12 protein-coding genes and 1 other annotated feature (1 of these 13 running past the window's edge) are annotated in these 15,587 nt (G+C 40.6%); all 12 genes read left to right on the forward strand.

All coding sequences use genetic code 11. The features are described from left to right. Positions 1 to 102: a sequence feature (ribosomal protein L10 leader region), on the forward strand; it begins 42 nt to the left of the window's first position. Between the two features lie 39 nt (positions 103 to 141). After that, positions 142 to 642 carry a 50S ribosomal protein L10 gene (rplJ, locus tag AC0ONG_RS26850; RefSeq protein ID WP_000048717.1) on the forward strand — a complete coding sequence of 167 codons (501 nt, stop codon included), beginning with the start codon at positions 142 to 144 and terminating at the stop codon, positions 640 to 642. A gap of 67 nt (positions 643 to 709) precedes the next feature. Continuing rightward, positions 710 to 1,069, forward strand: coding sequence for a 50S ribosomal protein L7/L12 (rplL, locus tag AC0ONG_RS26855; protein WP_000159736.1), 360 nt, complete (start codon positions 710 to 712; stop codon positions 1,067 to 1,069). Between the two features lie 76 nt (positions 1,070 to 1,145). Beyond that, on the forward strand, positions 1,146 to 1,745 hold the full coding sequence (locus AC0ONG_RS26860; RefSeq protein WP_000763259.1) for a class I SAM-dependent methyltransferase: 600 nt from the start codon (positions 1,146 to 1,148) through the stop codon (positions 1,743 to 1,745). 291 nt (positions 1,746 to 2,036) lie between these two features. Then, a complete protein-coding gene (gene rpoB, locus AC0ONG_RS26865) occupies positions 2,037 to 5,570 on the forward strand; it encodes a DNA-directed RNA polymerase subunit beta (RefSeq protein WP_000147553.1) in 3,534 nt (1,177 codons plus the stop codon). Between the two features lie 37 nt (positions 5,571 to 5,607). Continuing rightward, positions 5,608 to 9,219: a DNA-directed RNA polymerase subunit beta' gene (gene rpoC / locus AC0ONG_RS26870; protein WP_000567944.1), complete on the forward strand. Its 3,612-nt coding sequence runs from the start codon at positions 5,608 to 5,610 to the stop codon at positions 9,217 to 9,219. Positions 9,220 to 9,332: 113 nt separating this feature from the next. Beyond that, complete coding sequence (locus AC0ONG_RS26875) at positions 9,333 to 9,581, forward strand: 50S ribosomal protein L7ae-like protein (protein WP_000121833.1); 249 nt, start codon at positions 9,333 to 9,335, stop codon at positions 9,579 to 9,581. Between the two features lie 114 nt (positions 9,582 to 9,695). Then, positions 9,696 to 10,118, forward strand: coding sequence for a 30S ribosomal protein S12 (gene rpsL / locus AC0ONG_RS26880; RefSeq protein WP_001142341.1), 423 nt, complete (start codon positions 9,696 to 9,698; stop codon positions 10,116 to 10,118). Between the two features lie 29 nt (positions 10,119 to 10,147). Continuing rightward, positions 10,148 to 10,618, forward strand: a complete 471-nt coding sequence (gene rpsG / locus AC0ONG_RS26885) for a 30S ribosomal protein S7 (RefSeq protein ID WP_001137492.1) — start codon at positions 10,148 to 10,150, stop codon at positions 10,616 to 10,618. Positions 10,619 to 10,823: 205 nt separating this feature from the next. Further along, positions 10,824 to 12,902 (forward strand): elongation factor G, encoded by a 2,079-nt coding sequence (gene fusA, locus AC0ONG_RS26890; protein ID WP_000196384.1) that lies wholly within the window; start codon positions 10,824 to 10,826, stop codon positions 12,900 to 12,902. Positions 12,903 to 13,019: 117 nt separating this feature from the next. After that, positions 13,020 to 14,207 (forward strand): elongation factor Tu, encoded by a 1,188-nt coding sequence (gene tuf / locus AC0ONG_RS26895; protein WP_001029617.1) that lies wholly within the window; start codon positions 13,020 to 13,022, stop codon positions 14,205 to 14,207. Positions 14,208 to 14,606: 399 nt separating this feature from the next. Continuing rightward, positions 14,607 to 14,915, forward strand: a complete 309-nt coding sequence (gene rpsJ, locus AC0ONG_RS26900) for a 30S ribosomal protein S10 (RefSeq protein WP_001040595.1) — start codon at positions 14,607 to 14,609, stop codon at positions 14,913 to 14,915. 34 nt (positions 14,916 to 14,949) lie between these two features. Continuing rightward, on the forward strand, positions 14,950 to 15,582 hold the full coding sequence (gene rplC / locus AC0ONG_RS26905) for a 50S ribosomal protein L3 (protein ID WP_000160209.1): 633 nt from the start codon (positions 14,950 to 14,952) through the stop codon (positions 15,580 to 15,582). Positions 15,583 to 15,587 lie beyond the last annotated feature (5 nt).

A 15,587-nucleotide genomic window follows, 5' to 3' on the forward strand; every position in this document is an offset into this window, starting at 1 on the left:
CTTAATTTCCTACCTAGGTGTTAATATACGAAACGGAATTTTTTTCTGTGACTATATGCCTCCATGTCTACAAGTTGGGCATGGAGGTTTTTAGTGCACTTTCGGTACATCTTCTATATAATCTACAGGAGGTGTAATAACATGAGCAAAGTAATCGAAACTAAACAACAAGTTGTAACTGAAATCGCGGACAAACTTCGTGCTAGTAAATCTACGATCGTTGTTGACTACCGTGGTTTAACAGTTTCTGAAGCAACAGAATTACGTAAGCAATTACGTGAAGCTGGCGTTGAGTTCAAAGTTTACAAAAACTCTCTAACTCGTCGTGCTGCAGAATCTGCTGAAATGGCTGAGTTAAACGAATTCTTAACAGGACCAAACGCAATCGCGTTCAGTAACGAGGATGTAGTTGCTCCTGCGAAAGTATTAAACGACTTCGCTAAAAATCATGAAGCTTTAGAAATTAAAGCGGGCGTAATCGAAGGTAAACTTGTAACACTTGATGAGGTTAAAGCAATCGCTACTCTTCCATCACGTGAAGGCTTACTTTCTATGCTTCTTAGCGTTCTTCAAGCTCCAATCCGTAACCTTGCACTTGCTACTAAAGCAGTTGCAGAACAAAAGGAAGAGCAAGGCGCTTAATTTTTTAAAAGATAATTACGTATTATCGATAAAACAATACAAACCTATTTAAGGGAGGATATTTACAATGACTAAAGAACAAATCATTGAAGCAGTTAAATCTATGACTGTATTAGAACTTAACGACTTAGTAAAAGCTATCGAGGAAGAATTCGGCGTAACTGCTGCTGCTCCTGTAGCTGTTGCTGGTGGCGCTGGAGAAGCTGCTGCTGAGAAAACTGAATTTGATGTGGAACTAACTAGCGCTGGTGCACAAAAAATCAAAGTTATCAAAGTTGTTCGTGAAATCACTGGTCTTGGCTTAAAAGAAGCTAAAGAATTAGTTGACAACACTCCAAAAGTAATCAAAGAAGCTGCTGCTAAAGAAGAAGCTGAAGAAATCAAAGCTAAACTTGAAGAAGTTGGCGCTGCTGTAGAAGTTAAGTAATTAACTTTTGATGCTTTAAAAAAAGCTCGCTCTCATGCGAGCTTTTTTTTTAACTGTAAAGAAGAGAGGTGGCCATATGGCAGACCATTATTTTTCTAACGACCCTTCTAGTAAAAGTGATCGTAAGCGATGGGAATTTGCACTTCGTGGATCTCAATTTACTTTCTTATCCGACCATGGGGTGTTCTCGAAAAACGAAGTGGACTTTGGTTCCCGTCTTTTAATTGAAGCTTTTCAAATGCCAGATATTAAAGGTAATATATTAGATGTAGGTTGCGGATACGGTCCTATTGGTTTGTCGCTAGCGAAAGAGTTTCAAGGTCGTGAAGTTCACATGGTGGATGTGAATGAAAGGGCGCTTGGACTTGCGAAAGAAAACGCCGCTAATAACAAAATCGAGAATATACGTATTTTTCAAAGTAGCGTCTATGAAAATGTAGATGGCAAGTATGCTGCTATTCTATCTAACCCTCCAATTCGTGCGGGTAAAGATGTCGTACATGAAATTTTAGAAAAAGCTGTGGAGTATTTAGTTCCAGGTGGAGAACTTTGGATTGTTATTCAAAAGAAGCAAGGTGCACCATCTGCGCTGAAAAAACTAGAGGAAGTATTTTCTGAAGTTGAGGTTGTAGAAAAGAAAAAAGGATATTATATCATAAAATCAAAAAAACGTTGACGGTTATTTTTGGCTATGTTAACATTATACAATGCCAATATATGATTTTCTGCGTTGAGAAAGATGTATATTTTTGTTTCTCTTGGAAAAGATAGTAAAATCAGCAGATTATGAAACAGAATGATGGTTTTCTTATAGAAGCCATTTTTCTTTTTTGAGCAGGTAGAAAGACTCAACGTATTTATCTTTAAGAGAAAAAGACTACGCTAATAGCAGTAGTTGTATTTATTTGTGATTTTGCACAAATTTTTTTGTGCATTTATAATACTCATGATTTGAGGGGTGAAGCAGTTGACAGGTCAACTAGTTCAATACGGACGCCACCGCCAACGAAGAAGTTATGCCCGTATTAGTGAAGTATTAGAGTTACCAAATCTTATCGAAATTCAAACCTCTTCTTATCAGTGGTTTCTTGATGAGGGTTTGCGAGAAATGTTCCAAGACATTTCTCCGATTGAAGACTTTACGGGAAATCTATCGCTTGAATTTATCGACTACAGCTTAGGTGAACCTAAATACTCTGTAGACGAATGCAAAGAGCGTGATGTGACGTATGCAGCACCACTTCGTGTAAAAGTGCGTCTAATCAACAAGGAAACTGGTGAAGTAAAAGAACAAGATGTGTTCATGGGAGATTTCCCACTCATGACAGAGACTGGAACATTCGTAATTAACGGTGCAGAACGTGTTATCGTTTCCCAGTTAGTTCGCTCTCCAAGCGTATACTATAGTGGCAAAGTGGATAAAAACGGAAAACGTGGTTTTACTGCTACTGTAATTCCAAACCGCGGAGCTTGGTTAGAGTATGAGACAGATGCTAAGGATGTTGTATATGTGCGTATTGACCGTACGCGTAAACTTCCTGTAACTGTTTTGTTACGCGCATTAGGGTTTGGCTCTGATCAAGAAATCACCGAGCTTTTAGGTGATAACGAATACTTAAGCAACACATTAGAAAAAGACAACACAGATAGCACAGAAAAAGCATTGCTTGAAATTTATGAGCGTCTACGTCCTGGTGAACCACCAACAGTAGAAAATGCTAAGAGCTTACTTGTGTCTCGTTTCTTCGATCCAAAGCGCTACGATTTAGCAAATGTAGGTCGCTATAAGATCAACAAGAAGTTACACATTAAAAACAGATTGTTTAATCAACGTTTAGCTGAAACATTAGTGGATCCAGAAACTGGTGAAATTTTAGCGGCAGAAGGAACAATCTTAGATCGTCGTACACTTGATCGCATTTTACCTTACTTAGAGAAAAACATTGGATTCAAAACAGCGAAACCAATGGGTGGAGTGGTAGAAGGCGATGTTGAGCTGCAATCTATTAAGATTTATGCTCCTGAGTCGGAAGGCGAACGCGTAATTAATGTAATTGGTAATGCAAACATTACTCGTGATGTGAAACACATCACACCAGGTGATATCCTTGCTTCTATCAGTTACTTCTTCAACCTACTATACAAAGTAGGAGATACAGATGATATTGACCATTTAGGAAACCGTCGTCTGCGTTCTGTTGGAGAACTATTACAAAACCAATTCCGTATCGGCCTTTCTCGTATGGAACGTGTTGTTCGTGAGAGAATGTCGATCCAAGATACAAATGCAATTACACCACAGGCACTAATTAATATTCGTCCTGTTATTGCATCTATTAAAGAGTTCTTCGGAAGTTCTCAGTTATCTCAGTTCATGGACCAAACAAATCCATTAGCAGAGTTAACTCACAAACGAAGACTATCTGCATTAGGACCTGGTGGTTTAACGCGTGAGCGCGCAGGCTTTGAAGTACGTGACGTTCATTACTCCCACTATGGTCGTATGTGTCCGATTGAAACACCAGAGGGACCAAACATTGGTTTGATTAACTCATTATCTTCGTTCGCGAAAGTAAATGAGTTTGGTTTCATTGAAACACCATACCGTCGTGTTGACCCAGAAACTGGTCTTGTAACAGGGCATGTTGATTATTTAACAGCAGATGAAGAAGATAACTATGTTGTAGCCCAAGCGAATATGAAATTATCTGATGAAGGTGAATTCCTAAGTGAAGATATCGTAGCTCGTTTCCGTGGCGAAAATATTGTCACAAATAGAGAACGCATCGACTACATGGATGTATCTCCAAAACAAGTAGTGTCGGCAGCGACAGCTTGTATTCCGTTCTTAGAAAACGATGACTCTAACCGCGCACTTATGGGAGCGAACATGCAACGTCAGGCGGTTCCGTTAATGAATCCGGAATCTCCGATTGTAGGTACAGGTATGGAGTACGTATCAGCAAAAGACTCGGGTGCTGCAGTAATCTGTAAACATCCTGGTGTTGTTGAGCGCGTAGAAGCACGTGAAGTTTGGGTACGTCGCTATGTAGAAGTTGACGGTCAAACAGTAAAAGGCGACTTAGATCGCTACAAAATGCAAAAATTCATTCGTTCTAACCAAGGAACTTGTTACAACCAACGTCCAATCGTAAGTGTTGGAAATGAAGTTGTAAAAGGTGAAATCCTTGCGGATGGTCCTTCTATGGAATTAGGTGAACTAGCACTTGGACGTAACGTGCTTGTTGGCTTCATGACTTGGGACGGTTATAACTACGAGGATGCGATTATCATGAGTGAGCGCCTTGTAAAAGATGATGTGTACACTTCTATTCATATTGAAGAATATGAATCAGAAGCTCGTGATACGAAGCTTGGACCAGAAGAAATTACACGTGACATTCCAAACGTTGGGGAAGACGCATTACGTAACCTTGACGAGCGCGGTATCATTCGCGTTGGTGCTGAAGTAAAAGATGGAGATTTACTTGTTGGTAAAGTAACACCTAAAGGTGTAACAGAATTAACAGCTGAAGAACGTCTATTACATGCTATCTTTGGAGAAAAAGCGCGTGAAGTACGTGATACATCACTACGTGTACCACACGGTGGTGGCGGTATTATCTTAGACGTAAAAGTATTCAACCGTGAAGATGGCGATGAATTGCCACCAGGTGTGAATCAACTTGTACGTGCATATATCGTTCAAAAACGTAAAATTTCTGAAGGTGACAAGATGGCCGGACGTCACGGTAACAAAGGTGTTATTTCTCGTATTTTACCAGAAGAAGATATGCCTTACTTACCAGACGGTACGCCAATCGATATTATGTTAAACCCATTAGGGGTACCATCTCGTATGAATATCGGTCAGGTATTAGAGCTTCATCTTGGTATGGCAGCAAGATACCTGGGCATTCACATTGCAACACCAGTATTCGATGGTGCTCGTGAGGAAGATGTTTGGGGCACAATTGAAGAAGCTGGTATGGCAAATGACGCGAAAACAATCCTGTATGACGGACGTACTGGTGAACCATTCGATAACCGCGTATCTGTTGGTGTCATGTATATGATCAAACTTGCGCACATGGTTGACGATAAACTTCATGCTCGTTCTACTGGACCATACTCACTTGTAACGCAGCAACCTCTTGGAGGTAAAGCTCAGTTCGGTGGACAGCGTTTCGGTGAGATGGAGGTTTGGGCACTTGAAGCTTACGGTGCTGCTTATACTCTTCAAGAAATCTTAACAGTGAAGTCTGATGATGTTGTTGGACGTGTTAAGACTTATGAAGCAATTGTTAAAGGCGAAAATGTTCCAGAACCAGGCGTTCCTGAATCATTCAAAGTATTGATTAAAGAGCTGCAAAGTTTAGGTATGGACGTTAAAATGATGTCTAGCGACGATACAGAAATTGAAATGCGTGATACAGAAGATGATGATGATCATCAATCAGCAGATAAATTGAATGTTGAAGTTGAGACAACTAAGGAATAATTGGGATAACCTGTAGACTAAAAGGGAGGTAGGCCCCTTGATAGATGTAAATAACTTTGAATATATGAAGATTGGACTTGCTTCACCTGACAAGATTCGTTCTTGGTCATACGGTGAAGTTAAGAAACCAGAAACTATTAACTATCGTACGTTAAAGCCTGAAAAAGATGGCTTGTTCTGTGAGCGTATTTTCGGACCACAAAAGGACTGGGAATGTCATTGCGGAAAATACAAACGTGTACGTTATAAAGGTGTAGTTTGTGATCGATGTGGCGTTGAAGTAACGCGTGCAAAAGTACGTCGTGAACGTATGGGTCATATTGAATTAGCTGCTCCTGTATCTCATATTTGGTATTTCAAAGGTATCCCGAGCCGCATGGGACTTGTCTTAGACATGTCCCCTCGCGCGCTTGAAGAAGTAATTTATTTCGCTTCTTATGTTGTAACAGAAAGTGGAGATACACCACTTGATAAGAAGCAATTACTTTCTGAAAAAGAATACCGTGCATATCGTGATCGATATGGTAGCACATTCCAAGCTGCTATGGGTGCAGAAGCGATTAAAAAGCTACTACAAGACATCGATTTAGATAAAGAAGTAGACTTCTTAAAAGAAGAATTAAAAACAGCACAAGGACAACGCCGTACTCGTGCTATTAAACGTCTAGAAGTATTAGAAGCATTCCGCAACTCTGGAAATGAACCATCTTGGATGATCTTAGATGTTCTACCAGTAATCCCACCAGAACTACGCCCAATGGTACAGTTAGATGGTGGACGTTTTGCTACTTCTGACTTAAACGACTTATATCGTCGTGTAATTAACCGTAACAACCGTTTAAAACGTCTATTGGACCTAGGTGCTCCAAGCATCATCGTTCAAAACGAAAAACGTATGTTACAAGAAGCTGTAGACGCATTAATCGATAATGGCCGTCGTGGCCGTCCGGTTACTGGACCAGGTAACCGCCCATTAAAATCACTATCTCACATGCTTAAAGGTAAACAAGGACGTTTCCGTCAAAACTTATTAGGTAAACGTGTTGACTACTCTGGCCGTTCTGTAATCGTTGTAGGACCGAACTTAAAGATGTACCAGTGTGGATTACCGAAAGAAATGGCGCTTGAACTGTTCAAACCTTTCGTTATGAAAGAGTTAGTTGGAAAAGGCTTAGCACACAATATTAAGAGTGCGAAACGTAAAATTGAGCGTGTACACCCTGAAGTTTGGGACGTTTTAGAATCTGTGATTAAAGAGCATCCAGTACTTCTAAACCGCGCACCAACACTTCACCGTCTTGGTATCCAGGCGTTTGAACCTACATTAGTAGAAGGTCGCGCAATTCGTCTTCATCCACTTGTATGTACTGCATACAACGCGGACTTTGACGGTGACCAAATGGCGGTTCACGTTCCGTTATCATCAGAGGCACAAGCAGAAGCTCGTATTCTTATGTTAGCGGCACAAAACATCTTGAATCCAAAAGACGGAAAACCAGTTGTTACTCCATCTCAGGATATGGTATTAGGTAACTACTACTTAACACTTGAGCGTGAAGGCGCAATCGGTGAAGGTATGGTCTTCAAAGATGCAAACGAAGCAATACTTGCATACCAAAATGGATATGTACATCTGCACACACGTGTTGCAGTTGCTGCAAGTTCAGTAAATAACGTAACGTTTACTGAAGAGCAAAAGGGTAAGCTTCTATTAACAACAGTTGGTAAATTAATATTTAACGAAATCTTACCAGAGTCGTTCCCTTATATTAATGAACCGACAAACTCAAACCTTGAAAAAGAAACACCAGCGGAATATTTCGTTGAAAAAGGTGCGAACATTAAAGAAATTATTGCTAGTCGCGAAGAAGTGGCACCATTTAGCAAGAAGATCCTTGGTAACATCATTGCGGAAGTATTCAAACGTTTCCAAATTACGGAAACATCTCGCATGCTTGACCGTATGAAAAACTTAGGATTTAAGTACTCTACAAAGGCTGGTATTACAGTTGGGGTATCTGACATTCTTGTATTAGGTGAAAAAGATGAAATTCTCCATGAAGCACAAGCAAAAGTAGATAATGTAATTAAACAATTCCGTCGCGGTTTAATCACGGAAGAAGAACGTTACGATCGCGTTATCTCTATTTGGAGTAATGCAAAAGATGTTATCCAAGGAAAACTGATGAAATCCTTGAATAAACGCAACCCAATCTTCATGATGAGTGATTCCGGTGCCCGTGGTAACGCATCGAACTTTACTCAGCTTGCTGGTATGCGTGGTCTGATGGCCAATCCATCTGGTCGTATTATCGAACTTCCAATTAAATCAAGTTTCCGTGAAGGTTTAACAGTACTTGAGTACTTCATCTCTACGCATGGTGCGCGTAAAGGTCTTGCCGATACAGCACTTAAAACTGCCGATTCTGGTTACTTAACGCGTCGTCTTGTAGACGTTGCACAAGATGTAATTGTCCGTGAAGATGATTGTGGAACAGATCGTGGTCTATTAATTGGTGCGATTAAAGAGGGTAATGAAGTAATTGAGTCATTATATGATCGTCTTGTTGGACGTTTTGCAAGAAAAACTGTAAAACATCCTGAAACAGGTGAAGTATTAGTTAGTGAAAACCAATTAATTACTGAAGATATCGCTCATATCGTTGAAAATTCGGGTGTTGAAACTGTAAACATTCGTTCAGCGTTCACGTGTAACACTCGCCACGGTGTATGTAAGAAGTGTTACGGTCGTAACTTAGCAACTGGTACAGACGTAGAAGTAGGAGAAGCGGTAGGTATTATCGCAGCTCAATCTATCGGTGAGCCAGGTACACAGTTAACGATGCGTACATTCCATACAGGTGGGGTTGCCGGAGATGATATCACTCAAGGTTTACCTCGTATCCAAGAGATCTTCGAAGCTCGTAATCCGAAAGGTCAGGCAGTTATCAGTGAAATCGACGGTGTTATCGCAGCGATCAACGATGTTAAAGATCGCCAAGAAGTAGTTGTACAGGGTGAAGTTGAAGCTCGTACGTATGCTATTCCTTACGGTGCTCGTCTGAAAGTAACTCCAGGACAGCCAATTAGCCACGGTAAAGAGTTAACAGAAGGTTCTATTGATCCGAAAGAATTACTAAAAGTAACGGACATTACAGCAGTGCAAGAATACTTATTACGTGAAGTTCAAAAAGTATACCGTATGCAAGGGGTAGAAATTGGTGACAAACACGTAGAAGTAATGGTACGCCAAATGCTACGTAAAGTTCGTGTAAGTGATGCAGGTGAAACAGATGTATTACCAGGAACATTACTAGATATCCATCAGTTTACTGATGCGAATGCGAAGGTGTTACTGAAAGGTAAACAACCAGCGACAGCTAGACCTGTTCTACTTGGTATTACAAAAGCTTCACTTGAAACAGATTCGTTCTTATCTGCAGCTTCGTTCCAAGAAACAACTCGTGTTTTAACGGATGCAGCAATTAAAGGTAAACGCGATGAGCTTCTAGGATTGAAAGAGAATGTTATTATCGGTAAGCTTGTTCCTGCTGGAACAGGTATGAATCGTTATCGTAAAGTGGATCTTGTAAAAACAACACAAGATAACATGAATGTAGAAAACGATGAAGTTTATGTGGAACAGTAAAATTTTCCGTCGTAAATTTTGTATAAAAACAGCTAATCCTAGTTGACATTGTATGAGTCAAAATGTTACTATAATCAAGGTTGCTCCTGAACGATGCTTTGGAGGATATTTATATGTCTTATCAAAAAGTGTCAAATGCTGAAAATGTAGTCGTTGGTCATAAACGAACATTGGAAGCAATCAAAAATGGTATAGTTAAAGAAGTTGTTATTGCAGAAGATGCTGATGTGCGGTTAACCCATGTTATCATTCGCACTGCTTTGCAACATAACATACCCATAACAAAAGTTGAATCAGTTCGTAAGCTTGGAAAAGTTTCGGGGATTCAAGTGGGAGCTTCAGCAATAGGAATAATAAGTTAAAACTGTTTTTGTGAGGAGAGAGCATTTGCTCTTCCTTGCAAAAACTTTGTTTTCAACTAATAATGAACCACCTGGATATGTGGTCATACAAACATGCGAAGGGAGGATAATCAAATGCCTACTATTAACCAATTAGTGAGAAATGGTCGTACTGATAAAGTATGGAAATCTAAATCACCTGCGTTAAACAAAGGTTTTAACTCTTTAAAGAAAAAATCAACTGATATCTCTGCACCTCAAAAACGTGGTGTATGTACTCGTGTTGGTACAATGACTCCAAAGAAACCTAACTCAGCGTTACGTAAATACGCTCGTGTACGTTTAACAAACGGGATTGAAGTTACAGCTTACATCCCAGGTATCGGTCATAACTTACAAGAGCATAGCGTAGTATTAATTCGCGGTGGTCGAGTAAAGGATTTACCAGGGGTACGTTACCACATCGTTCGTGGAGCGCTTGATACAGCTGGTGTTGACAAACGTATGCAAGGACGTTCTAAATATGGTACTAAGCGACCAAAACCTGCTAAAAAATAATAAACTTATAATGAAAGGAGGAACTCAATATGCCTCGTAAAGGACCTGTTGCGAAACGTGACGTGTTACCAGATCCAATGTACAATTCTAAGCTAGTAACACGCCTTATCAACAAAATGATGGTTGACGGTAAAAAAGGTAAATCTCAAACAATTCTTTATAACGCTTTCGATATCGTTCGTGAACGTTCAGATAAAGAACCAATGGAAGTATTCGAGCAAGCTCTTAAGAACATCATGCCTGTTCTTGAAGTACGCGCTCGTCGTGTTGGTGGTGCTAACTACCAAGTTCCAGTTGAGGTTCGTCCAGAACGCCGTACAACTTTAGGTCTTCGCTGGTTAGTAAACTATGCTCGTCTTCGTGGTGAAAAAACTATGGAAGAGCGTCTAGCTTACGAAATCTTAGATGCAGCTAACAACGCTGGTGCATCTGTTAAGAAACGTGAAGACACTCATAAAATGGCAGAAGCTAACAAAGCGTTTGCTCATTACCGTTGGTAGGATTCAACGTAAAATAAATGTAAGCATAAACCGCTTTATTTGTCGCTTATGGAAGTGTGGAGAGGGAGAATGCCTCTCCCTTTCGTTGGGCGCTCGTTTTACATAATGAGGGTACTGGACACTGGCATATGTAACAATATAAAGTGGCTTTTTTGCTACTTAAAATAAAAAATCCAATCCATATATGGAAGGAGCAAGACACCAAATGACAAGAGAGTTCTCTTTAGAAAACACTCGTAATATTGGTATCATGGCTCACATCGATGCTGGTAAAACAACAGCAACTGAGCGTATTCTGTATTACACAGGACGTATTCATAAAATCGGTGAAACTCATGAAGGTGCATCTCAGATGGACTGGATGGAGCAAGAGCAAGAGCGTGGTATCACAATTACTTCTGCTGCAACTACAGCTCAATGGAAAGGTCACCGTGTAAACATCATTGATACTCCAGGACACGTAGACTTCACAGTAGAAGTAGAACGTTCTTTACGCGTACTTGATGGTGCGGTAGCAGTACTTGATGCACAATCTGGTGTAGAACCACAAACAGAAACTGTTTGGCGTCAGGCTACTACTTACGGTGTACCTCGTATCGTATTCGTTAACAAAATGGATAAGATCGGTGCAGATTTCTTATACTCTGTAGGAACAATCCACGATCGTTTACAAGCAAACGCACATCCAATTCAGTTACCAATCGGTGCTGAAGATGAGTTCAATGGTATCATTGATCTTGTTGAAGAGTGTGCTTACATGTACGGTAACGATTTAGGAACAGACATCGAGCGTGTCGAAATTCCTGAAGAGCACAAAGAACTAGCTGAAGAATACCGTGGAAAGCTTATTGAAGCGGTAGCTGAGCTTGATGAAGAAATGATGATGAAGTACCTAGAAGGTGAAGAAATCACTGTAGAAGAGCTTAAAGCTGGTATCCGTAAGGCTACAACTTCTGTAGAATTCTTCCCAGTAATCTGTGGTTCTGCATTCAAAAACAAAGGTGTTCAAATCCTGTTAGACGCAGTTATCGACTACCTACCATCTCCATTAGATGTACCTGCTATTAAAGGTACTCTTCCGGATACAGATGAAGAAGTAGAACGTAAGTCTAGCGATGAAGAACCATTCGCAGCTCTAGCATTCAAAATCATGACTGACCCTTATGTTGGTAAGTTAACGTTCTTCCGTGTGTACTCTGGTGTGTTAAACTCTGGATCATACGTGAAAAACTCAACTAAAGGTAAGCGTGAGCGTGTAGGACGTATCCTACAAATGCACGCTAACAGCCGTGAAGAGATTTCAACAGTTTACGCTGGTGATATCGCTGCTGCTGTAGGTTTAAAAGATACTACTACTGGTGATACTCTTTGTGACGAGAAGAGTCTTGTTATCCTTGAGTCTATGGAATTCCCAGAGCCAGTTATCTCTGTAGCTATCGAACCAAAATCTAAAGCTGACCAAGATAAAATGGGTACAGCATTATCTAAGCTTTCTGAAGAAGATCCAACATTCCGTGCTCACACTGACCAAGAAACTGGCCAAACTATCATCGCTGGTATGGGTGAACTTCACCTTGATATCATCGTTGACCGTATGCGCCGTGAATTCAAAGTCGAAGCAAACGTTGGTGCTCCTCAGGTAGCATACCGTGAAACTTTCCGCGCTGCTGCGAAAGTTGAAGGTAAGTTTGCTCGTCAATCTGGTGGACGTGGACAATTCGGTCACGTTTGGATTGAGTTTGCACCTAACGAAGAAGGTAAAGGATTTGAATTCGAAAACAAAATCGTCGGCGGTGTAGTTCCACGTGAATACATCCCAGCTGTTGGAGCGGGTCTTGAAGACTCACTTAAAAATGGTGTACTAGCTGGTTACCCACTAGTTGACATTAAAGCAGCATTAGTTGACGGTTCTTACCATGATGTCGATTCATCTGAGATGGCGTTCAAAATCGCTGCATCTATGGCACTTAAAGCTGCGGTTTCTAAATGTAACCCAGTAATTCTTGAGCCAATGATGAAAGTTGAAGTTGTAATCCCTGAAGAATACATGGGAGACATCATGGGTGACGTAACATCTCGTCGTGGACGTGTAGAAGGTATGGAAGCTCGCGGTAACGCACAAGTTGTTCGCGCTATGGTTCCGCTTTCTGAAATGTTCGGTTATGCGACAGCATTACGTTCTAACACTCAAGGACGCGGAACATTCTCAATGACATTTGATCATTATGAAGAAGTACCGAAGTCTGTTTCAGAAGAAATTATTAAAAAAAATAAAGGCGAATAATTGATTTTTATCAATTGTTCGAGTATAACTACTTATGTAAGCTTAGAAAGTGGGACGTAAGTTTCGCTTTCTAGTCTAAATATAAAATAACCTATATAAACTAAGGAGGAATTTAGAATGGCTAAAGCTAAATTCGAACGTTCTAAACCCCATGTTAACATCGGTACAATCGGCCACGTTGACCATGGTAAAACTACATTAACTGCTGCGATCACTACAGTTCTTGCAAAAGCTGGTGGTGCTGAAGCACGCGGATACGATCAAATCGACGCTGCTCCAGAAGAAAGAGAGCGCGGAATCACAATCTCAACTGCACACGTTGAGTACGAAACTGAAACTCGTCACTATGCACACGTTGACTGCCCAGGTCACGCTGACTATGTTAAAAACATGATCACTGGTGCTGCTCAAATGGACGGCGGTATCTTAGTAGTATCTGCTGCTGATGGCCCAATGCCTCAAACACGTGAGCACATCCTTCTTTCTCGTCAAGTAGGTGTTCCTTACATCGTTGTATTCTTAAACAAATGCGACATGGTTGACGACGAAGAATTATTAGAATTAGTAGAAATGGAAGTTCGTGACCTATTATCTGAATACGGATTCCCAGGCGACGACATTCCTGTAATCAAAGGTTCTGCTCTTAAAGCTCTTCAAGGAGAAGCTGATTGGGAAGCAAAAATCATTGAATTAATGACTGAAGTTGATGCTTACATCCCAACTCCAGAACGTGAAACTGACAAACCATTCTTAATGCCTATCGAGGATGTATTCTCTATCACAGGTCGTGGTACAGTTGCAACTGGTCGTGTAGAGCGCGGAATCGTTAAAGTTGGTGACGTAGTAGAAATCATCGGTCTTGCTGAAGAGAATGCTTCTACAACTGTAACTGGTGTAGAAATGTTCCGTAAACTTCTTGACCAAGCTCAAGCTGGAGACAACATCGGTGCTCTTCTTCGTGGGGTTGCTCGTGAAGACATCCAACGTGGACAAGTTCTTGCTAAAACTGGCTCTGTAAAAGCACACGCTAAATTCAAAGCTGAAGTTTTCGTATTATCTAAAGAAGAAGGTGGACGTCACACTCCATTCTTCGCTAACTACCGTCCTCAGTTCTACTTCCGTACAACTGACGTAACTGGTATCATCCAATTACCAGAAGGTACTGAAATGGTAATGCCTGGTGACAACATCGAAATGACTATCGAACTTATCGCTCCAATCGCTATCGAAGAGGGAACTAAATTCTCTATTCGTGAAGGTGGACGTACAGTAGGTTACGGTGTAGTTGCTACTATCGTTGAGTAATCTTAACTGATATAAAAACCCCCCAAGGGATTTCCCTTGGGGGGTTTTGTTTGTGTTTATATAATGAATTGGATGATATCTTTATGTTTTGACGAGTTTCTTCTATAGTATATAAAAACATTAAAACGAAACCCAAAAACTGTAAAATGAATTCTAGTAGATGAAAACTTGAAATTCTTTAAAGTGCCATGTATAATAGCAAAAGTAGAGAAAAGCAGATGCAAACAAAAAGATGCTTGCATCTAGACTAATAACATTGTATAATAGACAATGTTGGTCTTTGACTGCGATGAAGTGGAAGGTTGCTGACACACCCGGCCGCTTTGCCATGGCATGGTGTGGGGAAATTTCCATGGAGAAGGTCTATTTTAGAAATAGGCGAACGAAGGAGGGAAAATAATGGCAAAAGAAAAAATTCGTATCCGTTTAAAAGCTTATGATCACCGTATTCTTGATCAATCAGCTGAGAAAATTGTAGAAACAGCTAAGCGTTCTGGGGCAACAGTTTCTGGTCCGATCCCATTACCAACTGAGAAGACTATTTACACAATTCTTCGTGCTGTTCATAAGTACAAAGATTCTCGTGAGCAATTCGAAATGCGCACACACAAACGTTTAATCGATATCGTGAGTCCTACTCCACAAACAGTAGATTCATTAATGCGTTTAGACTTACCGTCTGGTGTAGATATCGAAATTAAACTATAAATTATATAACTTAAAAATGTAGGAGGTGTAACTCATGACCAAAGGAATCTTAGGAAGAAAGATCGGTATGACTCAAGTATTTGCTGAGAACGGTGAGTTAATCCCAGTAACAGTTATCGCTGCTAATCCAAACGTTGTTCTTCAAAAGAAAACAACTGAAACTGATGGCTACAATGCAATCCAGTTAGGATTTGAAGATAAACGTGAAAAGTTAACTAACAAACCTGAACAAGGCCACACTGCTAAAGCATCTACAACTCCTAAGCGCTTCATTCGCGAAATCCGCGATGCAGACGTGGACGGATTAGAGGTTGGTCAAGAGGTAAAAGTTGAAGTTTTCGCTGCAGGTGAAATCGTTGACGTAACAGGAATTTCTAAAGGTAAAGGTTTCCAAGGTGTTATCAAACGCCACGGACAATCTCGCGGACCTATGTCTCATGGTTCTCGCTATCACCGTCGTCCAGGTTCAATGGGCCCAGTTGCTCCGAACCGTGTATTCAAAGGCAAAAAACTTGCTGGACGTATGGGTGGAGACCAAGTTACTATCCAAAACTTAGAAATCGTTCAAGTTGACACTGAGCGCAACTTATTACTAGTAAAAGGTAACGTTCCAGGTGCTAAGAAATCTCTTGTAGTTGTTCAAGGCGCTGTGAAGGTTAGCAAATAATTCAC

The organism is Bacillus sp. TCT6 (assembly GCF_056033845.1).